We start from the raw sequence: 18264 nt of genomic DNA, 5'->3' as shown, positions 1-18264 counted from the left end.
AAGTGACACGGAAACAGGAGCAATCCCATGCCATTCACCCGCATCACCCTTCTGCGCGGCAAGTCGCCGGAATATCTCAAGGCACTTTCGGACAATTTCCACCGCGCTCTGGTCGAAGCCTTCGAGGTGCCGCCGACCGATCGCTTCCAGTCTATTCATCAGCTGGAGCCGCATGAGCTCATCTTCGATCGCACCTATTTCGCCAGCACTCCGCGTTCGGACGATTACGTCTTCTTCGACGTCACCATCGGCAAGCCGCGCAGCACCGAGGTCAAGCAAGCCTTCTATCGCCGTGTCGCCGAGCTTCTCGCCGATGCACCAGGCGTTCGCCCCGAGGACATCATGATCACTATCACCACAGCCACGCGCGAGGATTGGTCCTTCTCCGACGGTCGCGCGCAGATGATCGAGCAGGTTTGAGAGCGATGCCTCAGACCACATCGACCCAATCGCCGACCATACATCGCGCCGGCACGAATATGCGCCCATCGCCCGAGGGCATCGCCACGGCCTCCTTCCTGGTGGAGTCGCTCGTGGAGAATGCCGAAAACGGCGGTCTCACAGCCATACGCTGCGCACTCGAACCCGGCGTCATGACGCGCTGGCATACGCATCCGCACGGGCAGATCCTCTACGTTCTGTCCGGCGTCGGACTTGCCGAACGCTTCGGCGGCACGGCCGAGGAACTGCGCGCCGGCGACTGCATCAGCTTCGCGCCGAACGAACGCCATCGGCACGGTGCAGCGCCGGAAAATGCCTTCTCCTATATCAGCATCCAGGCGGCGCAAGATGGAAGCGCTGTAACCTGGCTGGAGGAATGACCGATGATCGCCATGCAATATAACTTCCCCCTACCCGCGGATTACGACATGGCGATCATCGATCACCGTATCCGTGAAAAAGGTCCCCTGCTCGACAATCTCCCGGGCCTGAAGTTCAAGGCCTACCTGACGGCGAGAAAGGGCGATGCCGTCACAGGGAGCCGACAGAACTTCTACTCGCCCTTCTATGTCTGGCAGCAGGAAGAAGGACTGAGCGACTTCGTCTCTGGCCCAGGCTTCTCAGCCCTGACCGAGAACTTCGGCCGCCCTCAGGTCGATACCTGGATCGCATGGCACACCGAGACATCTGCGGATATTCGCAGCGCCAAGTTCGCAACGCGCGAGGTGGTCGCGATTGACGCCGAAACATCGCTTGCCGAACTCCGCGCAAACGAGACTGAGGCTGCGGCGCAGGCCCTATCGAACGGCGAAGCACTCGCCTCGCTCGTCGCCTTCGAACCGACGCACTGGACATTGGTGCGCTTCCGTCTGCTGGCCGAGCCGCCGAAAGACCCGGGTCTATCCGGGGTCCAAGCCTACAATGTCGGACATCTTTCGCTGCCCGGCGTCGCCTGAAGTGTCATGGAGACAATCTCCTTGTTTTAAAGGAAAGGCCGGAGCTTTATGGATGGAAAGTCTTTCTGAATCCGAAGAGTGATCCCTCCATGGTCGATATCGCAATGATCGAAGCCGCCCGCACTCGCCTCGGCGGTCGGGCGCGCCGCACTCCGCTGCTCTCCTCGCCCTTTCTCGATGAGATCGCCGGGCGCCGCCTGTTCGTGAAAGCCGAGTGCCTGCAGCACTCCGGCTCCTTCAAGTTTCGCGGCGGCTGGTCGGCTGTTTCGGCGCTGGAGCCGACCGTGCGCGCCAGAGGCGTCATCGCGTTTTCCTCCGGCAACCACGCGCAGGGTGTGGCGCTGGCGGCAAAGCTGCACGGCGTCCCCTCGGTCATCATCATGCCGACGGACGCGCCGAAGCTGAAGATCGACAACACCCGCGCCTTCGGCGCCGAGGTCGTGCTCTATGACCGCATCAAGGAAGATCGCGACGAGATCGGTGCCCGTATTTCCAGGGAGCGAGGCCTGACGCTCATCAAGCCCTTCGACGAGCCGCAGGTGATCGCCGGCCAGGGAACAACCGGGCTGGAGATCGCAGAGCAGGCTGCCGAGGAAGGCATCGAAACTGCCGACGTGCTGGTCCCCTGCGGTGGCGGTGGCCTGACCTCGGGAATCGCACTGGCGCTCGAATCCCGCGCTCCGGGCCTGAAGGCGCGCCCATGCGAGCCCGAAAATTTCGATGATACCACCCGTTCACTCGCCTCGGGCAAGATCGAGCGCAACGCCGCGCTGCAAGGCTCGATCTGCGACGCCATCATCACGCCGCAGCCGGGCAACATTACTTTTCCGATCCTGAAGCGCCTTTGCGGCCCCGGCCTCGTCGTGACGGATGAGGAGGCGCAAAAAGCCATGGCGCTCGCCTTCACCCGCCTGAAGATCGTCGTGGAACCAGGCGGCGCCGTCGCGCTTGCAGCAGCGCTTTTCCACGGCAAGGGCATCGACGGTGATACGGTGATCGCCGTCACTTCAGGCGGCAATGTCGACCAGGAAGTCTTCGAGGCGGCGCTGAGCCGCCACTAAACCCTAGTTCACGGTGCGGCGATAGAGCGCCAGCGATCCGGCAAGAGCCAAAAGCGCGCCGCCGCAGGCGCGCTCAAGCCATTTCGCCCCCTCCGACTTCAGAACGCGCACGGCATGAGAGCCGAACACCGCATAGCCGAGCATGATCATGAAATCGAGCGCGGCGAAGATCGCGCCGAGCACGATATATTGCTGCATCTGCGGCGCCGAAGGGTCGATGAACTGCGGCAGGAACGCCGAGAAGAAGAGATAGCCCTTCGGATTGGTCACGGCGACCAGGAAGCTCTTCAGCCCAATGGAGAAAGCGGTTCCCTTCGATTGGCTCGCGCTCGCCTGCAATGCGCCGTCGATGCTCCCCTTCGAGCGCAGCATCATGATACCGAGAAAGGCGAGATAGGCCGCACCCACCCATTTCAGAGCCGAAAACCAGAATTCGGAGGCAGCCAGCAAGGCGCCGAGGCCGATGGCGACGGCGCTGATTAGCACCGCGTCGGAAAGAACGGCTCCCACCATGCCGGGCAAGGCGCGCCTGATGCCGAAGCGCGAACCATTGGTCAGCGCCAGAAGCACAGTCGGCCCCGGCGTCGCGATACCGATGAAGGAAACAGTGGCGAAGGCGAGCAGCGTGGTCAGATGCATGGGAGTCTCTCCTCTGGAAGAGGGGAAAGTTGCATGTGGTGCCGTGCTTAGCAAGAGGGCGTAAGAGAGGCTTCGGTATGCCGAACCTCTGGCAGCCCCCTTCTGTCCCTATCGGGACATCTCCCCCCACAAGGGGGAAGATTGGTAACTCGTGGTCCCGGCGCACCTCAAGCGAATATTGGAGGTGCAGAAACCACAGTTCACCGGTTTGAAAGGAACGGGCGACAACTCCCAACGATCTCCCCCTTGTGGGGGAGATGTCATGGAAGTGACAGAGGGGGCACGCACCCACCACAAACTCGATCAGCTGTGGGTAAATCTTCCAACCCTCGAACTACCCCACCAAACCCGCATCTTTCGCCGCCAGCGCGCCAATCGCCGACCAGTCCAGTTCCTCTCCGCCATGCGCCAGCAGGTTGAGGAACCGATCACGCAGCAGGCTCGCCAGCGGCAGCGGCACGTTCAGCGCCTCACCGGCAGCCAAAGCCAGCCGAATATCCTTTTGACCGAGCGGCGCGGTGAAACCCGCCGGCTTGAACTTGCGGTCCGCAATTAGCCCGCCATACGTCTTGTAGACAGGCGCGTTGAACAGCGTCGAGGTCAAGAGATCGAGATAGGCGTGCCTGTCGACACCGCCCTTTTCGACCAACGCCATAGCCTCGCCCAGCGACTCGATGACCGAAGCGACGAGGAAATTGCCGCTGAGCTTGACGAGATTGGCCGCCTTCGGCTCCTCGCCGAGGACAAAGGTGCGCTGACCGATGGCGTCGAAAAGCGGCGTGACCGTTTGAATCGCATCAGGCGCACCCGCAGCGGCAACGAAGAGCTTTGCCGCAGCCGCCGCTTCCGGGCGGCCGAAGACGGGCGCCGCCACGAAGTGCTGACCTGCCGCGGCATGTTCCCTCGTCAGCTTTTCCGACATGGCGACGCTGATCGTGCTGGCGGAAATATGAACTGCACCCTTGCCAAGGCTTGCCATAACGCCGCCATCGCCATGGACGATCGCCGACAGCGCATCGTCATGCGCGAGCATAGTGAAGACAGCCTCGCCGCCGCACGCTTCCGCCACGGTCGCCGCGACCTTGGCGCCCTCGCCGGCCAGAGCCTCGGCCTTGTCGCGTGAGCGATTGTAGACGGTCACTTCATGCCCGGCCTTGATGAGATTGATGGCCATGCCGCTGCCCATCTAGCCCACTCCGATAAATCCGACTTTCATTGACATATCTCCTTCTTCATCCGCCTGCCTGGGATTGCAGGCGCTTCGGCTTCAAGAAAAAACCCGCCGTCTTTCGACAGCGGGTTTCGGATGTTTGAGGTGCTGCCGCAATCGGATGTCGGCAATCACACGCCCGACTGGCCGTCCGAACCGATATAGGCAATGCGCAACATGTTAGTGGCGCCCGGCGTGCCGAGCGGCACACCGGCCGAAATGATGATGCGGTCGCCCGGCTTGCCGAAGCCTTCTTCGGCGACGATACGGCAGGCATTGTTGACCATGTCGTCGAGGTCGGTCGCATCGTGCGTGACGACACAATGCATACCCCAGACGACGGACAGGCGGCGTGCCGTCTGGATGATCGGCGACAGCGCCAGGATCGGAACCTGCGGACGCTCGCGCGAGGCGCGCAGGCCGGTGGTGCCGGAGGACGTGTAGCAGACGATGGCGGCAAGCTTCAGCGTCTCGGCGATCTGGCGGGCAGCGAGCGAGATCGCGTCGGCGCCAGTTGCTTCGGGTAGAGCGCGCTGAGCATAGATGATGCCCGGATAATGTGGCTCGCGCTCGATGGTGCCGGCAATCGACGCCATCATGGAAACGGCTTCGACCGGATAGTCGCCGGACGCGGATTCGGCAGAGAGCATAACGGCATCGGCGCCTTCGAAGACGGCGGTCGCGACGTCGGAAACTTCGGCGCGGGTTGGGACCGGCGCGGAGATCATCGATTCCAGCATCTGCGTGGCGACGACCACCGGCTTGCCGGAGCGGCGGCAGGCGCGGATCAGCTGCTTCTGGATACCCGGAACGGCTTCCAGCGGCATTTCAACGCCGAGGTCGCCACGAGCCACCATCAGTGCGTCGGAAAGCTCGATGATTTCCTCGATGCGCTCGACAGCCTGCGGCTTCTCGATCTTCGACATCAGCCCAACGCGGCCGTGCGAGATCTTGCGAACTTCCGTCAGGTCTTCCGGGCGCTGGATGAAGGAGAGCGCGACCCAGTCGACTTCATTGGTCGCGAGAACGGCGTCGAGATCGGCGCGGTCCTTGTCGGTCAGCGCGCCGACGCCGAGCAGCGTATCGGGCAGGCTGACGCCCTTGCGGTCGGAAATCTTGGTGCCCGAAATGACAGTCGTGACGATGCTCTTGCCGTCGCACTTTTCGGCACGCAGAGCCAGCTTGCCATCATCGATCAGTAGGCGGTGGCCGGGCTGAACCGATTCCAGGATTTCCGGATGCGGCAGGTAGACACGCGTGTTGTCGCCTGGGATATCCTGATTGTCGAGCGTGAAAGTTTGACCCGGCTTGAGATCGACCTTGGTGTCCGCAAATTTGCCAACGCGCAGCTTGGGACCCTGCAAGTCAGCGAGAATGCCGATCGGCCGACCACAGCGAGCTTCGACGGCGCGAATGCGCTGGATCAGCGTGCGCATCACATCATGGCTGGCGTGGCTCATGTTGATGCGGAACAGGTCCGCGCCGGCCTCGTGAAGCTTCTGGATCATTTCCTCCGAAGAGGAGGCCGGACCGAGCGTTGCGAGGATTTTGACTTTTCGGTTTCGTCTCATCAATTCTGGCTTTCTTGGCTGCCCGAGGGCTCGGAAAGCTGAACCATCCAGCTCGCCTGGCGCCCGGTGTCGTATTCCTTGAATCCCATCTTCTGATAGCCACGCGCGTAGCAATCCTTGACGCCTGGGATTTTGAATTCATTTTCCGCCACGCACATTTCGACGTCACCCGTCCAGCGGCCGCCGCGGGCCGCATCTTCTGCGTAGAGATAATAATAGCGGGATTGAAGCGGCCCCTCGATCAAAGTCGCGCAGGTATTGGCCGGAATTTGCCACCAACCCTCCGTCACCCAGCCGTCCTTGGCGCGATAGCCGATCGCAACGCCGACAAGGTTCTGCGTGCCGTTGCATGTTCGGAAATCGGCATGAGCCGCATTCGGCATGAAGAAGAACGGCGCTGCCGCGGCGAGAATGAGGAAGGCGATTCGGGCGAGCGGGCCTGACCGCTTAACGAAACGTGGCGCGACTTGGCTGGACACGGCTTCCAATTGGCTCCCGGTTATTCGTTGTTGCGTCTTCTTGCGCCGCCATCCCATGAATGTCAACGCAACTCTAATCGATTATATTTTCTTCACGGGATGGTGGCGGCACCATCCACCGCCCCTCATCCGACCGAAGCTGCGAACCTTGCACCTTCCATCCGCACATGCAATCAAACAAAGAGTTGAAAATTTCAATAATCGACAATCCGCATGGCTGATTTCAGACCGTTTGAATTTATACCCGGCAATCGTGACAAAGGCATGGTCATTCTCGGCGACCACGCCATGCGGCGCCTGCCCGAGCGTTATGGCCGCCTCGGCCTGCCGGAGACCGCCTTCTCCCGCCACATCGCCTACGACATCGGCATTGAAGGCCTTTGCCGTCATCTCTGCGCGCGGCTGGACGTGCCGGGCGTGCTTGGCGGCTTTTCCCGTCTGCTGATCGATCCGAACCGCGGCGAAGACGACCCGACGCTCATCATGAAAATATCGGATGGCGCGATCATCCCGGGCAATCATCCAATCACGGATGAAGAATGGAACTACCGTATAGAAGCCTTCCATCGGCCCTATCATGAAGCGGTCGACGAAACGATCTCCGCCGTGGCCGCGGCAACGGGCAAGGCACCCCTGGTTTTCTCGATGCACTCCTTCACGCCGGCTTGGAAAGGTGTGCCGCGTCCCTGGCATGCAAGCGTACTCTGGGACAGCGACGATCGTGCCGTCGTGCCGCTCCTTGCAAAGCTCGGCGCCAATACCGATCTCGTTATCGGAGACAATGAACCGTATGACGGTGCGCTGCGCAACGACACCATGTTCCGCCATTGCATGATGAAAGGCATTGGGCATGCGCTGCTGGAAGTCCGGCAGGATCTGATCGGCGACGAGGCCGGTATTATCGAATGGGCCGATCGCCTGGCACCGATCTTCGCGGAGATCAATGCCGATCCGTCACTCCATGAATATAGGCGATACCCTTCGCGCACCGGCCCCTATGAGGCGTGAACCGGCAAGCGAATTGAGGAGAAAGAGATGACCGAAGTCACCAAGCAACAGCAGACCGAGCTCGAGGCTGCTGCCTTCCGCCGCCTCGTTGCGCATTTGCGCGAACGCAGCGACGTTCAGAACATCGACCTGATGAACCTCGCGGGCTTCTGCCGCAACTGCCTCTCGAACTGGTATCGCGAAGCGGCCGAAGAGGCGGGGCTGCCCGTTAGCAAGGATGTGTCCCGGGAAGTGATCTACGGCATGCCCTACGAGGATTGGAAAAACCTGCACCAGAAAGAAGCCTCGCCTGTGCAAAAAGCCGCTTTCGAGCAAAACAAGCCGAAAGATTAACGCTCCCTTCACCAATTCGGCTTGACCTTGCGCGCCATTCGCGGCACGTCAACTGCCCGATCGAATTCGAAATCCCGCGCAAGCCCTGAAGCGATGTGCCCCTATCGGTGACCGACCGATCTCATCTGCGACGGGCTGCAAGCGACCCTTTGAGACCCTTTAGGAGAAGTGCATGGAAGAGAACAGCGTCGAGAACGTGGCCGCGGCGGAACTGCGTCAATTCATCGAGCGCATCGAGCGCCTCGAAGAAGAAAAGGCCGCGATTGGGTCCGACATCAAGGATGTCATGGGTGAAGCCAAGGGCCGCGGCTACGACACCAAGGCGATCCGCACCATCATTCGCCTTCGCAAGAAGGACGCGAACGAACGCCTGGAAGAAGAATCCATCCTGCAGACATACATGGCCGCACTCGGCATGGAATAATCGGGGCTCCCCTCAGCCTTGTGAGATGATCAGGAGCCGGCAAGCCGGCTCCTTTCTTTTTGAGCGCATCACTCTGCGAAAAGACGACCGATCAATTCGGCAGCACTTCCCTGCCAGAGCTCACCCTTGCCGGTTCCCGACCATAAAGACAGGAAATCCGGCGATCCGTTCGCCGTCGACGCAGCGCGTATGTCCCGCGTAAACTTGTTTTGCGCCGGAAAGGGAAGAATGGCATCAGGCTTCCCATCCATCTCGTTCATGAAGCGGTTCTCGATCCCGCGTGCAAAGCGGCCCGAAAAGGCGCGTGTCGTTCGCGTCCTTCGCTCCGGCGTTTCCAGCAGCTTCCTGCGATAGGGTGCCGATGTTCCGGCTTCCGTGCAGGCAAGGAAGGCCGTGCCCATCTGCACGGCCTGCGCTCCCGCCTGCAGCGCCGCCCGGATATCGCTGGGGGTCATGATGCCGCCGGCTGCGATCAGCGGCAAACGAATGGTGCCGACGCTTTGCGCCAGGAGATCGCGCATGCCGATTTCCGGATCCGCTGCCCGCGCATCGAAAATGCCGCGATGACCGCCCGCTTCAAACCCTTGCAACACGATCGCATCCACGCCGCTCTCTTCCAACGCCCTCGCCTCGTCGAGTGTCGTCGCCGTGCCGATCAGCGGAATACCAGCCTTCTTCGCTTCCCGTACATAGCCGGCCGGCAACAGGCCGAAGACGAAACTGAAACAAGCCGGCTTGATACGCAAAACCGCTTCAAACTGCGCATCGAAATCCTCTTCATAGGGAGGCACAAGCTGCGGTGAAGGCAGCTCCAACTCCCGGCGATATCGTGCGGTCGCCGCAGCCGCGCGCTCGACCCGATCAGTGGCAACTTCCGGGATTGAGTGCGGAATGAAGAGATTGATCGAAAACGGCCTGTCGGTCCGTTGACGCACCTGAGCTGCAAAGGCTTCGATCGCCGCGGCGTTTAGATAGGCGCCGCCCATGGCGCCGAGCGAGCCTGCGGCAGAAGCCGCCGCCACCAGCTCCACCGACGAAGGACCGCCCGCCATCGGCGCGACGATCAATGGATGCTTCAAACCAAGTTGTTGAAAAAGATTGCTGTCCATAGGGGCAGACATGTCCGGCGTCCTTTCAGAAATGTCTGTTCAGGTCTCCATGCAACATAGGTGCCGCAAGACGGCTTCCCAAGCGTGAGCTTGACGAAATTTAGGTCCATCAGCCCCGCCTGAGCGCTTCGGTGCGAGCCTCGATGGCCGCAACCACCGACACCATGTCGAGCCGGCCGTTGCCGAGTTCGACGCTCTCGCCATAAAGAGTACGGCAGACATCAAGGACCGGCGATGCCATGCCGACGGCACGAGCCGCCTCGGCAATCAGTTTCGTGCTGTTGAACGCATCGGCTGTCGCCGCTTGCACTGAAAAATCCCGCGCAACAAGCTTCGGAATTTTTACGCGCGTCAGATCGCTGGCCATCGGGCCGGAATCGATCGCAGCCTGAAAAGTTTCGAGATCGAGGCCGTTCCGCTCGGCGAAATGCGAGGCTTCGGCGAGACCCGCCAGCATCGTGCAAAGGTAGAGGTTGACGGTCAGCTTCATCAGCAGCGCATTGCCGACCGGACCGCACAGGATCGTTTCGCGGCACATAGGCGCAAGCAGCGGCCGCACCTCAGCAACCGTGTCCGCATCGCCGCCGAGCAGCGCGACCAGCTGCGCTGTCTCGGCAGGCTTCCGCGAGCCCGAAACCGGGGCTTCGACATAGCGCCCACCGGCTGCGAGAATATCGGTGGCAAGCCCGCGCGAATAGTCGGGCGGATTGGAGCCCATCGACACGACGATATGGCCGGCAACCAGCTTGGCGAAGTCCGGTGTCCCGCGCCGCAGCACCTCGTCCAGCACAGTTTCGTTGACCAGCATCAGGATGACGATGCGCGTGCGTTCGAACACCTCTTCTGCGCTTACGGCGACCGTCGCACCTACCTCGCGCAACGGATCGGTCGCCGCCGGCGATCTGTTCCACACGACAAGCTTAGTGCCTGCCTTTGCGAGATTGAGGGCCATCGGCTGGCCCATGACGCCGAGACCGACAAAGCCAATTTCCTCGCCCGGCGCGGCGCCGGGACGCTCGCTGACGTTGCTCATCATAACAACTCCGATGGTTCGGGTGACTATGCGAACTCTGGAGCAATTCCAGGAAAAGTGCGCAGCGGTTTTCCGTCCGGAATTGCGTGAAACAAAGAGATCGAGCGGTTCAGATATTTCACGAAAAGCTGAACCGCTCTTGAGTCAGAAGCCGGCGGGAGAGCTCACATGCCTTTTCCCGCCGAATATCGGTTCATTCTTCGCTTAGAACAGGCGGTCCAGCCACTCGTTCTTGTCGGGCGCGCGGCCGAACTGAATGTCGGTCAGCGCCGCCTTCAGACGCTGCGTCGTAGTACCGGCATTGCCGTCGCCGATGGTGAAGCTGTGCTTGCGGCCCTTCACCTTGCCAATCGGAGTCACGACAGCCGCCGTGCCGCAGGCGAAGGATTCGCGCAGGCGCCCGCTCTCGGCATCCGCCTGCCACTGCTCGATCGAATAGGGCTCCTCACGTACTGTCAGGCCCATGTCGCGCCCAAGCTTGATCAGCGAATCGCGGGTAATGCCCGGCAGAATCGTGCCGGTGAGCGGCGGTGTCTGCAGCGATCCGTCATCGAAGACGAAGAAGACGTTCATGCCGCCAAGCTCCTCGATCCAGCGCTTTTCGACGGCATCGAGGAAGACGACCTGATCGCAGCCTTCGCGCTGGCCCTCAGCCAATGCGGCAAGACTTGCGGCGTAGTTGCCGCCACACTTGGCCGCACCCGTGCCGCCAGGCGCGGCGCGGGTGAAATTCTCGGAGACCCAGAGCGTGACGGCCGATCCGCCACCCTTGAAAAAGGAGGCGACGGGGGAGGCAATGACGCAATAGATATATTCTGCCGACGGTTTTGTGCCGAGAGCGACTTCGGTGCCGATCAGGAACGGCCGGAGATAGAGCGATGCCCCTTCCGCGGTCGGGATCCATTCGCGCTCGATCTTGACCAGCTCGCGTACGGACTCGACAAAAAGCTCTTCCGGCAAGCGCGGCATCGCCAGCCGCTCGGCCGAATTCTGGAAACGGCGCGCATTGGCGCTCGGGCGGAAAAGGGCGGCCCCGCCATCCGGCAAGTGATAGGCCTTCATGCCTTCGAAGATTTCCTGGGCATAATGAAGCACCACGGTTGCCGGATCGAGAGCAAGCGCCTTGCGCGGCTCGATCTTGGCGCTGTGCCAACCACGATCCTGCGAGTAGCGGATCGTTACCATGTGATCGGTGAAGATGCGGCCGAAGCCCGGGTTCTGCAACAGCGCTTCCCGCTCGCTCGCCGTCGCGGGATTGGGATTTTTCTGGATGTCGAAGGTTAATGTTTCGCCGGTGCTCATGGCTCCTCCAATGCTTCTTTTGCTGCGGCTTTCGCCGCCCATCTCCCGAAGGATGGTGTAAATCAAATCGGGTGGTATTTGATTGCGTTTACGCCTGTTCTCACGCAAGTTTAAGAGCGATTTGCATAAAATTACGAGGCGAATCGCTATTTCTCGCCTGGAAGCTGGCTATCGATCTCATGAGGCTTCCATTAGAGCGTTTTCGCAACGGCTTCGGCGGCGGCAACGCCGGTTTCATAAGCGCCGTGCGCGGTAGAATAACGCGTCTTCGAGCAGGCTTCTCCGGCTAAGAACAAACGCTCGTTGTGAGGAGCGGCAAGGACGCTGCGTAGGTCGGAAGCACCGGGCGTCGCATAGGAATAAGAACCACCGAAGAAAGGCTCTCCCGCCCAGGCCGATGCGGCCAGCGGCGACAGCGTCTTGCCGACATCGGCACCGAAGACACGCTTCAACTGTTCCACCGAAAAACCCAACATCGCATCGACGCCCTGTCGCTCCAGATCGAGCGCGAGGTCGGCAGCGAAATAGGCCTCGATGACCGGCGCACCGAATGGCTTCAGCTGATAGGCGCCCGTCCGGCGGCTATGCTGCGATCCCGTCACATGCGTGTCTTCCGGAAACATCGCCGGCTCGGCAACACGAAGGAAAAGCTTGTTTGCCAGGCCGAGCGGCAGGCGGGACGCCGCCTCGATCTTTTCCGGCAAAGGCGGCCAGAAGGCGATGCGTTCGGCCGCAAGCACATTGGTTGAAACTGTGACGATGACAGCCTTCGCCCGCAGCTCACCCTTGGCTGTCGAAAGCACGATATGGCCGGCGCCGCTGTGGTCGATGCGGCGGACCTCGGCGCCGACAACGGTCGGCACCGGCAAGCCGTAGGTAGCGACCAAGGTACCGTAGCCTTGCAGCACACGCCAGTCGGGACCGGGGCCGGGATCGTAGCGGCCAAGATCGATCACCGAGGACTTGTCGAGCTCTCCACCGGTCATGAAGGCGCCAACGGCGTAAATTCTTTCATTCCACGGATCATCAGGAGACAACATGATCGAGAGATCGGCGTCTGCATCGCCCTCATACTCATAGACCCGCCCGAAGAAGTCGTTGACGGCGGCGGCCGCGGCTTTTGCATCGGAATCGTTCCGTTCCAACCGATGGCCGCCATCGCTCCAGGGCGCAGGCGTGCGATCGACGGTCAGGCCTACTTCCTCGGCAATATCAGTCCAGGCATTTGTGCGCGCGCCATGCAGCCAGCCGCAGCCAAGATCGAGCGCGGCGGCGTCGGTGCCGAACGGATGGATCGAGCGAGCACGGCCGCCGACTCGATCGGAGGCCTCGAGCAAGAGGATCGAGAGATCCGGCCGAAGCAATTGCAGCTGCCGGGCTGCAGCTACACCGGCTGCGCCGGCGCCGATCACGGCAACGTCGACCTCGCCGCCTCTCCAGGATTCGATGGGCATTCCGATTCCCCTTCGCGCAAGCACCGGAGCGTGACCGAGCCTCGCGACTTGGTGATGTCAGGCTCGCCTATCCGCCGGCACGAGCCCTGTCGATCATCTGTAGCCGACCTCGGCGCGGCCTGTAAACGGTCACAATGGTGGGCATACCAAATTGCCGCATTGAGCCCAAATGACGAATGTCGTACGTGCTTCATCAAGGCAGATAATGAGGAAGATCGTGCGGAAACCGACCTTCACAACAACACTTTCGACTGCGACGCGTAATATTGGAGGCGCTTGTGCCAACACAGCTCAATAAGACGGCAGCCGGACGTCGGGCTTCTTTCAAGTCGCGTCAGGAAACACCGATGTTCACGAAGGAGTGGTCCATCCCCGCGATCCTCACCGTCTTCCTGCTCGGCGTTTGCGGTCTGATCGCCTATTTCACTTGGACCCTCATGCCGCCGGCGGCGACAGCACAGAACCATGTCGGTGGAGCTGCCATACTCAGCGACAGCAGTGCTCATCCGACGGCCAATTCAGCGTCCCAAAAACAGAAGTAGCAGGCGCAGCGGCCGATAAGGCAGAAATGAAGATTAAGATGCGTGGGCGCCGTACTTTCTGCCCCGCCGGCCATAAGACCGACGGCAGTTACAGCTTTACGGTAGCACCCTGATTACAGAGACTCGTTATCCGAGGGCACATTTCTTGACGAAATGCAGCCAGCTGTCGTTGCGCCGGATAGTGACGCGCGGCAAGCCGAAGGGATCGTCGCTTGATCGCGCTCGACCGCGGCGTGTCGTCGTTGCGGCGCTGTAACCGGCTTCATAGGCAAGCACGCGGTCGAGCGGTGTTTCGTCGCCATAGGGGAAGCAGAAGGACGAGATTCCCTCATCCAGCAAATCTTCGAGCAGCTCGCGCGAATGCGTGATCTGACGGCGTGCTTCTTCCATGGGCAATTGCGGCAGGCGGACGTGATCGAGCGTGTGCGATCCCACCTCATGCCCCAGACTGTGCCAGCGCTTCAGCTGCTCGACCGACATGCAAGGCGCCTGCGCCACGCCAAGGGGGACATCCCAGACATTGCTGCCGCCGATCTGGTTCGCCACGACGAAATTCGTGGCGGTAAAGCCGAACTCCTGCAGCACGGGCAAGGCATTCTCATAAACATTGGCATAGCTGTCATCGAAGGTGATGGCGGCGACTTTGCCGGTCTTCTCGCCGCGGATGTAAGGCATTGCCTCGCGCAGCGATAAACCCTTAATTCCAAGCCTTTTCAGCCATTCCATCTGACGATGGAAAGCTTCTGGGTGGACGACCATGCTTCTAAACGGCGCCTTGCGCGACGGCGGCACCGCAATCTGATGATATGCGAGGATCGGAACGGCCACGATGGATGATCTCAGATGATGCGGCGCGAGCGAAGCGCGATCTTGGCACGATAGAGTGGCCGCAACACCTCTCTGGAGAGCGTTTCCGTCAATGTCTTGCGGCTTTTGATCGTGCTGCCGCCGAGCTCGGGAGAGATTTCACGCACACCGCCGGGCAAGACCGAAAGCGGCGACACGCGGGTAAACCAGCTCATCTGCACGGTGGTATCGACGGGCCGATCGAAAATGGCGGTCGCCTCCAGTAGGCGGATGGCAGCATCGCGGCTGACAAGCTGTGCCACCATGCCAAGCCCAATCCGCGTCGGCTGAATGACATTGGTTGCTCCCTGGGATAGAACACATCTGCCATGCTCCTTGCCCATGCGAAACGGGAAGCGAATAAACGAACCTGGCTTCAGGCAGGCCTTGGCGGCGGCAAAAGCGGCATGGAACGCATCGTCGATCTCGACGTCGTCTTCGAAGACAAGGCCGGCATCGATGCCCTGCTCGACGATGGCGGCCCAAGCCTTACGGTGCGACAGAAAGCAGGCGATCTCGCCCGCGCTCATGGCAAACGGATAATATGGCCTCTGGAGCCGAGGACGGTAGACATTGTCGATCTCGGCGACACCCAGAGCGCGACCATCGACTGCCTCAATGACCTCACTCTGCACCGGAAGCTTTGCAACAAGCCTTTCAACCTGGGGCATGCGATCGCGGGCGCGAGCGAGATGGATGATGAAGCCACGAATGACAGGTTGGCCGGGCGTGTCCAGAACGGTACCGACCGAATTGGACGCAGGAGCGAACTCGAATCCCGTGTGAGATCTTTCGAGCGGCATCGCCGAAGACGGGTTGAATTCGTGGGCTTGCATGAATGAATACCTCGAGGTCATATTTCGCGAGGCTCTAGCAACCCTGAATGAAAGCGAGCTTAGGCAAACCTGAGGCCAAACTGAAAATGGTTGTTTTCAACTGCTCTGAACAACTGAAGGAAGGCTAAACGAGCGTGCTGATGCGGCCGCTGGCCATTTTGTCTTCAACCCAGCGGCGCTCGTCCAGCCAGGCATGGCGTTTCCACCCTTCCCAGCTGAAACCGCACAGCTTCACCTCCCATTCGTCGGCAGGCAATCGTGACAGCACATATCGGATGCCGAAGAAGCCGGTGCTCGGAAAGAGCTGGTGCATGCGGCATTGGCTCACGCCGAGTTCCTCGCAGCCCTCGATGTAAAATTGCGGCGGCATGATGCGGATTTCCTTGCCGGCCGCGCCGACCAATTCGATCGTCCGCATCGTCCAATCGCTTCTCCTGCCTTTGAGGCGCGAGAGAAGATTGGGCTTGGGGTGATATTTGCGGATGATATCGGGATGATAGGCCAGCACGACCTCTTTAGCCGCCGTGAAAGTCGGGCTTGTCAGAAAGGCCGGGTCCGTCAATCGGCGCTGCATCGGCTTGCTGGAAGCTGCAAGCATGAGAATATCGGTGCGTGAGCCGCTCATCCCGATCGAGGCTTTCGGCTCGTTGAAGCGCATTGCGAATTCCGCATTGTCCACGACCTCGGAAAGGTCGCGCTGCAGCTTGCCATTGCCGATGATGATTGCCGTCTTGCGGGTCAAATATGAGTATCCATCAGGTCTGAAATCGCCGACCTAACGAAGCCAAATGAAGCCAAACTGAAGACGGATGAGGGGAAGGATGCATAAAAGCTGACACGAACCTGAAAGCCGTCGCGATGTCACCCGCAAGCAACAGCAGCGCCCGAGGACCACGCGTCAGCTCAGATTTGTGTGGGGCTTGAGAGTGCAAGAAACCGATTGCGAACGCAAAGAGGTGACATCTTGCCGAATCAAAAAGGAGCCCAAACGGGCTCCCGAAACAATAACGGTTTGTCTGGTCTATTCGACCGAATTAAATTTCTTAACCTGAAGGAAATTCACTGCACTTCCGCTGAAGCGTTCGGGATCGATCGACGCGGTCTGTACCTTGAAGCCATCCGTGTAAACGGCAGTCGGCTGGGCACGAAGCGTCGGACTCACGAAGCGCGGAGCCTTGACCGGGCGGTTCACGATCTCAACCCGAGCCTTTGCGATCGCCCATTGCGAGATCATCTTATCCGTCAGCGTCGGCGCAGTTGTCACAGTTGCACGGCCCGAATCGGCCACGACCGCATCCTGCTTGTTCGGCCGGCCGCCCTTGGTCGCAATGCCAGCGGCAATTGGGCGCTCCTGCGGCGTTGTCGGCTCGAACCCGTCGTTGAAGCGACGGCTGCTGGCCTTCACCTCATTGCGAACCGGCGCGAGTGCGGCCACCTGCATCGGCATTTGCTGGGTCGGTCTCTGCTGCGGCAGGACGGAGGCAATTGCCTGCGCTGCATCATTACCGGCAGCCAGACCATTGTCTGCCGCGGGCAGCTGATCCTTAGACGCGACGTTGTTCGACGGCTGGGTCATCGCAACCGCATTGTTGGCATCCGATCGATCCGGACGGCTCTGCTCCAGAGCGGCAATGACCGAAGGCGAAAGTGCGCCTGCATCGGCTTGGTCATCGGCAGCCTCCTGATCCGCATCGGCTGATGCCAGCAGGCTTTCGGCCAATTCCGGACGCTGCGCCGGCACCGGAACGGCAGCCAGCTGGCCTTTCATGTCAGCCTCGGCCGATGCCACTTCGGCATCGCCGGGTGAGCGGCGGTCAAGCAAGGACGGCACCGGCACATGATAGGAGCGAAGATCGGCATATTGCGGCTGATCTCCCGTATCCGGCATGGCGGCGGCAAGCGCATCCTGAGCAGCGTTACGAGACGGCGAAACGAGAGCTGAAGCAACATCGCTGCCGGCAGGCTGATTGCCGAATGCCGGGCGAACCTGCGGAACGGGTGCGTTTACGCTCGCGACCTGAACCTGGGCCGGAGCTGGAGCAGCGCCATCGTCACCATCATCGCTGGCGGCTGGAGCGGGCTGGCCTTTGCGAACAGCCGAAGCGACAGCCACCGGTGCTGCCGCCGTGCCGGTATCCGCATTATCCTCTTCCTCATCCGCACCACCGCCCCCGAACAGACGGGCAAAGAAGCCGCGGCGCGACGAAGAGGAGCTGGCGATCTGGATATCGTCGGACGACATGCGGCGCTTGTAATCGGCGACTGCCTGCTGGTAACCCGGCAGCGGCCGGCCATCGGCCGGAATATGCATCGTCTTGCCATCCGGGAAGAGGCGGACGAGATCCTGGCGATCCATGCGCGGCCATGCACGCACGCCGCCGACGTCCATATGGACGAAAGGCGAACCCGAAGTCGGATAATAGCCGACACCGCCCACCTGTAGCTTCATGCCGATTTCGCGCAGCTTGGAAAGCTTGACGTCCGGAAGATAGAAATCCATCGCGTTGCCGAGCATGTGCTGGCTCTTCTTGGCAACGCCGGTGTGGGCCGAACGCGTGCGCAGCATCTCGTTGGTGCCAGGCGAACGGAACCCGCAGATCACATAGATGAATTCGTGCGAACCGCTTTCGCGGTAGGCCTCCCAGATCAGATCGAACAGGCGCGGGTTCATCTTGGTGGGCTGATTCTTGCGCCAATCGCGCAGGATGCGGTTCAGCTTTTCCAGGCCGTCCGGATCGAACTTGCCGTTGCGTTTGTAGGTAATGACGGCCTTTTCGCCGGTGTGGACATAATAGATCTTCAGGCTGCGGGTTTCACCACCAGCCTGCGAGGGAGTACCGACGAAAACAGGAGTAGAAACGGCCAAAGCAAGGAGGCCAACGGCTGCTACCTTGGCCACCTTGCTAAATAGGTTAGAGCACGCAGAATGCCAGCTCAAGCTATTAGGCTTGGTATTTGCACTCAAATTCGGCAATTCGATCCCCGTCCGACAGACAATGTCGCATCGTGTTCCAAATGGC

At 60.7% G+C, this 18264-nt stretch carries 20 protein-coding genes; 8 read left to right on the top strand and 12 right to left on the bottom strand.

Annotated features, from left to right (window positions below; translation table 11 throughout):
- Nucleotides 1-27: 27 nt before the first annotated feature.
- The 4 genes from FHT73_RS21205 (at nucleotide 28) to FHT73_RS21190 (ending at nucleotide 2458) form a co-directional block, all read left to right on the top strand.
- Complete coding sequence (locus FHT73_RS21205; protein ID WP_183714628.1) at nucleotides 28-420, top strand: tautomerase family protein; 393 nt, start codon at nucleotides 28-30, stop codon at nucleotides 418-420.
- A 5-nt stretch (nucleotides 421-425) separates the two neighbouring features.
- Nucleotides 426-821, top strand: a complete 396-nt coding sequence (locus FHT73_RS21200; protein ID WP_183714625.1) for a cupin domain-containing protein — start codon at nucleotides 426-428, stop codon at nucleotides 819-821.
- 3 nt (nucleotides 822-824) lie between these two features.
- Complete coding sequence (locus FHT73_RS21195) at nucleotides 825-1397, top strand: DUF4865 family protein (protein ID WP_183714623.1); 573 nt, start codon at nucleotides 825-827, stop codon at nucleotides 1395-1397.
- An 89-nt stretch (nucleotides 1398-1486) separates the two neighbouring features.
- Nucleotides 1487-2458, top strand: a complete 972-nt coding sequence (locus tag FHT73_RS21190; protein WP_183714620.1) for a threonine/serine dehydratase — start codon at nucleotides 1487-1489, stop codon at nucleotides 2456-2458.
- A 3-nt stretch (nucleotides 2459-2461) separates the two neighbouring features.
- Here the strand turns inward: FHT73_RS21190 and FHT73_RS21185 are convergent, their stop codons facing one another.
- The 4 genes from FHT73_RS21185 to FHT73_RS21170 form a co-directional block, all read right to left on the bottom strand.
- On the bottom strand, nucleotides 2462-3097 hold the full coding sequence (locus FHT73_RS21185) for a LysE family translocator (RefSeq protein ID WP_183714617.1): 636 nt from the start codon (nucleotides 3095-3097) through the stop codon (nucleotides 2462-2464).
- Nucleotides 3098-3431: 334 nt separating this feature from the next.
- Nucleotides 3432-4283 (bottom strand): NAD(P)-dependent oxidoreductase, encoded by an 852-nt coding sequence (locus FHT73_RS21180; protein WP_246712180.1) that lies wholly within the window; start codon nucleotides 4281-4283, stop codon nucleotides 3432-3434.
- A gap of 155 nt (nucleotides 4284-4438) precedes the next feature.
- Nucleotides 4439-5878, bottom strand: a complete 1440-nt coding sequence (pyk, locus tag FHT73_RS21175) for a pyruvate kinase (protein WP_015341054.1) — start codon at nucleotides 5876-5878, stop codon at nucleotides 4439-4441.
- The gene (locus FHT73_RS21170) at nucleotides 5878-6366 is read right to left on the bottom strand and encodes a DUF1036 domain-containing protein (protein ID WP_069613236.1); all 489 of its coding nucleotides are present in this window, start codon (nucleotides 6364-6366) and stop codon (nucleotides 5878-5880) included. Before FHT73_RS21170 ends, pyk begins: the two co-directional genes overlap by 1 nt.
- Nucleotides 6367-6570: 204 nt before the next feature.
- Between FHT73_RS21170 and FHT73_RS21165 the strand changes: the two genes are divergently transcribed.
- The 3 genes from FHT73_RS21165 (at nucleotide 6571) to FHT73_RS21155 (ending at nucleotide 8122) form a co-directional block, all read left to right on the top strand.
- A complete protein-coding gene (locus FHT73_RS21165) occupies nucleotides 6571-7365 on the top strand; it encodes an N-formylglutamate amidohydrolase (RefSeq protein WP_183714615.1) in 795 nt (264 codons plus the stop codon).
- Between the two features lie 27 nt (nucleotides 7366-7392).
- Nucleotides 7393-7698: a DUF1244 domain-containing protein gene (locus FHT73_RS21160; protein ID WP_183714612.1), complete on the top strand. Its 306-nt coding sequence runs from the start codon at nucleotides 7393-7395 to the stop codon at nucleotides 7696-7698.
- Nucleotides 7699-7870: 172 nt separating this feature from the next.
- The gene (locus FHT73_RS21155; RefSeq protein ID WP_015341059.1) at nucleotides 7871-8122 is read left to right on the top strand and encodes a DUF2312 domain-containing protein; all 252 of its coding nucleotides are present in this window, start codon (nucleotides 7871-7873) and stop codon (nucleotides 8120-8122) included.
- 68 nt (nucleotides 8123-8190) lie between these two features.
- Here FHT73_RS21155 and FHT73_RS21150 read toward each other — a convergent pair whose 3' ends face one another.
- From FHT73_RS21150 to FHT73_RS21135, 4 genes are all read right to left on the bottom strand, one after another.
- Nucleotides 8191-9243, bottom strand: coding sequence for a nitronate monooxygenase (locus tag FHT73_RS21150; RefSeq protein WP_183714609.1), 1053 nt, complete (start codon nucleotides 9241-9243; stop codon nucleotides 8191-8193).
- A gap of 97 nt (nucleotides 9244-9340) precedes the next feature.
- The gene (locus FHT73_RS21145) at nucleotides 9341-10264 is read right to left on the bottom strand and encodes an NAD(P)-dependent oxidoreductase (RefSeq protein WP_246712181.1); all 924 of its coding nucleotides are present in this window, start codon (nucleotides 10262-10264) and stop codon (nucleotides 9341-9343) included.
- A 204-nt stretch (nucleotides 10265-10468) separates the two neighbouring features.
- Nucleotides 10469-11566, bottom strand: coding sequence for a branched-chain amino acid aminotransferase (locus tag FHT73_RS21140; protein WP_183714604.1), 1098 nt, complete (start codon nucleotides 11564-11566; stop codon nucleotides 10469-10471).
- Between the two features lie 191 nt (nucleotides 11567-11757).
- On the bottom strand, nucleotides 11758-13020 hold the full coding sequence (locus FHT73_RS21135) for an NAD(P)/FAD-dependent oxidoreductase (RefSeq protein ID WP_183714602.1): 1263 nt from the start codon (nucleotides 13018-13020) through the stop codon (nucleotides 11758-11760).
- A 347-nt stretch (nucleotides 13021-13367) separates the two neighbouring features.
- On the opposite strand from FHT73_RS21135, the gene FHT73_RS21130 reads away from it, so the two are divergent.
- Nucleotides 13368-13562, top strand: a complete 195-nt coding sequence (locus tag FHT73_RS21130; protein ID WP_183714599.1) for a hypothetical protein — start codon at nucleotides 13368-13370, stop codon at nucleotides 13560-13562.
- 126 nt (nucleotides 13563-13688) lie between these two features.
- Here the strand turns inward: FHT73_RS21130 and FHT73_RS21125 are convergent, their stop codons facing one another.
- The 4 genes from FHT73_RS21125 to FHT73_RS21110 all read right to left on the bottom strand — a co-directional run bounded on the left by FHT73_RS21125 (nucleotide 13689) and on the right by FHT73_RS21110 (nucleotide 18218).
- Nucleotides 13689-14390 (bottom strand): polysaccharide deacetylase family protein, encoded by a 702-nt coding sequence (locus FHT73_RS21125; protein ID WP_183714596.1) that lies wholly within the window; start codon nucleotides 14388-14390, stop codon nucleotides 13689-13691.
- An 11-nt stretch (nucleotides 14391-14401) separates the two neighbouring features.
- A complete protein-coding gene (locus FHT73_RS21120; RefSeq protein WP_183714593.1) occupies nucleotides 14402-15244 on the bottom strand; it encodes a glycosyltransferase family 25 protein in 843 nt (280 codons plus the stop codon).
- 124 nt (nucleotides 15245-15368) lie between these two features.
- A complete protein-coding gene (locus FHT73_RS21115; RefSeq protein WP_183714590.1) occupies nucleotides 15369-15986 on the bottom strand; it encodes a hypothetical protein in 618 nt (205 codons plus the stop codon).
- A 279-nt stretch (nucleotides 15987-16265) separates the two neighbouring features.
- Nucleotides 16266-18218, bottom strand: coding sequence for a DUF882 domain-containing protein (locus FHT73_RS21110; protein WP_183714587.1), 1953 nt, complete (start codon nucleotides 18216-18218; stop codon nucleotides 16266-16268).
- Nucleotides 18219-18264 lie beyond the last annotated feature (46 nt).

Origin of the sequence: Rhizobium sp. BK098 (genome assembly GCF_014193155.1) — a bacterium.
GTDB lineage: Bacteria > Pseudomonadota > Alphaproteobacteria > Rhizobiales > Rhizobiaceae > Rhizobium.
The sequence above is the reverse complement of the archived record's forward strand: the minus strand, read 5'-3'. Positions and strand labels throughout refer to the sequence as shown.

What these genes read in the sequence shown, in the direction of transcription:
- FHT73_RS21180 (WP_246712180.1), bottom strand. Translation starts at nt 4,283, where the DNA reads ATGGGCAGCGGCATGGCCATCAATCTCATCAAGGCCGGGCATGAAGTG.
- FHT73_RS21190 (WP_183714620.1), top strand. Translation starts at nt 1,487, where the DNA reads ATGGTCGATATCGCAATGATCGAAGCCGCCCGCACTCGCCTCGGCGGT.
- FHT73_RS21135 (WP_183714602.1), bottom strand. Translation starts at nt 13,020, where the DNA reads ATGCCCATCGAATCCTGGAGAGGCGGCGAGGTCGACGTTGCCGTGATC.
- pyk (WP_015341054.1), bottom strand. Translation starts at nt 5,878, where the DNA reads ATGAGACGAAACCGAAAAGTCAAAATCCTCGCAACGCTCGGTCCGGCC.
- FHT73_RS21130 (WP_183714599.1), top strand. Translation starts at nt 13,368, where the DNA reads ATGTTCACGAAGGAGTGGTCCATCCCCGCGATCCTCACCGTCTTCCTG.
- FHT73_RS21155 (WP_015341059.1), top strand. Translation starts at nt 7,871, where the DNA reads ATGGAAGAGAACAGCGTCGAGAACGTGGCCGCGGCGGAACTGCGTCAA.
- FHT73_RS21145 (WP_246712181.1), bottom strand. Translation starts at nt 10,264, where the DNA reads ATGAGCAACGTCAGCGAGCGTCCCGGCGCCGCGCCGGGCGAGGAAATT.
- FHT73_RS21200 (WP_183714625.1), top strand. Translation starts at nt 426, where the DNA reads ATGCCTCAGACCACATCGACCCAATCGCCGACCATACATCGCGCCGGC.
- FHT73_RS21165 (WP_183714615.1), top strand. Translation starts at nt 6,571, where the DNA reads ATGGCTGATTTCAGACCGTTTGAATTTATACCCGGCAATCGTGACAAA.
- FHT73_RS21185 (WP_183714617.1), bottom strand. Translation starts at nt 3,097, where the DNA reads ATGCATCTGACCACGCTGCTCGCCTTCGCCACTGTTTCCTTCATCGGT.
- FHT73_RS21120 (WP_183714593.1), bottom strand. Translation starts at nt 15,244, where the DNA reads ATGCAAGCCCACGAATTCAACCCGTCTTCGGCGATGCCGCTCGAAAGA.
- FHT73_RS21140 (WP_183714604.1), bottom strand. Translation starts at nt 11,566, where the DNA reads ATGAGCACCGGCGAAACATTAACCTTCGACATCCAGAAAAATCCCAAT.
- FHT73_RS21195 (WP_183714623.1), top strand. Translation starts at nt 825, where the DNA reads ATGATCGCCATGCAATATAACTTCCCCCTACCCGCGGATTACGACATG.
- FHT73_RS21205 (WP_183714628.1), top strand. Translation starts at nt 28, where the DNA reads ATGCCATTCACCCGCATCACCCTTCTGCGCGGCAAGTCGCCGGAATAT.
- FHT73_RS21160 (WP_183714612.1), top strand. Translation starts at nt 7,393, where the DNA reads ATGACCGAAGTCACCAAGCAACAGCAGACCGAGCTCGAGGCTGCTGCC.
- FHT73_RS21150 (WP_183714609.1), bottom strand. Translation starts at nt 9,243, where the DNA reads ATGTCTGCCCCTATGGACAGCAATCTTTTTCAACAACTTGGTTTGAAG.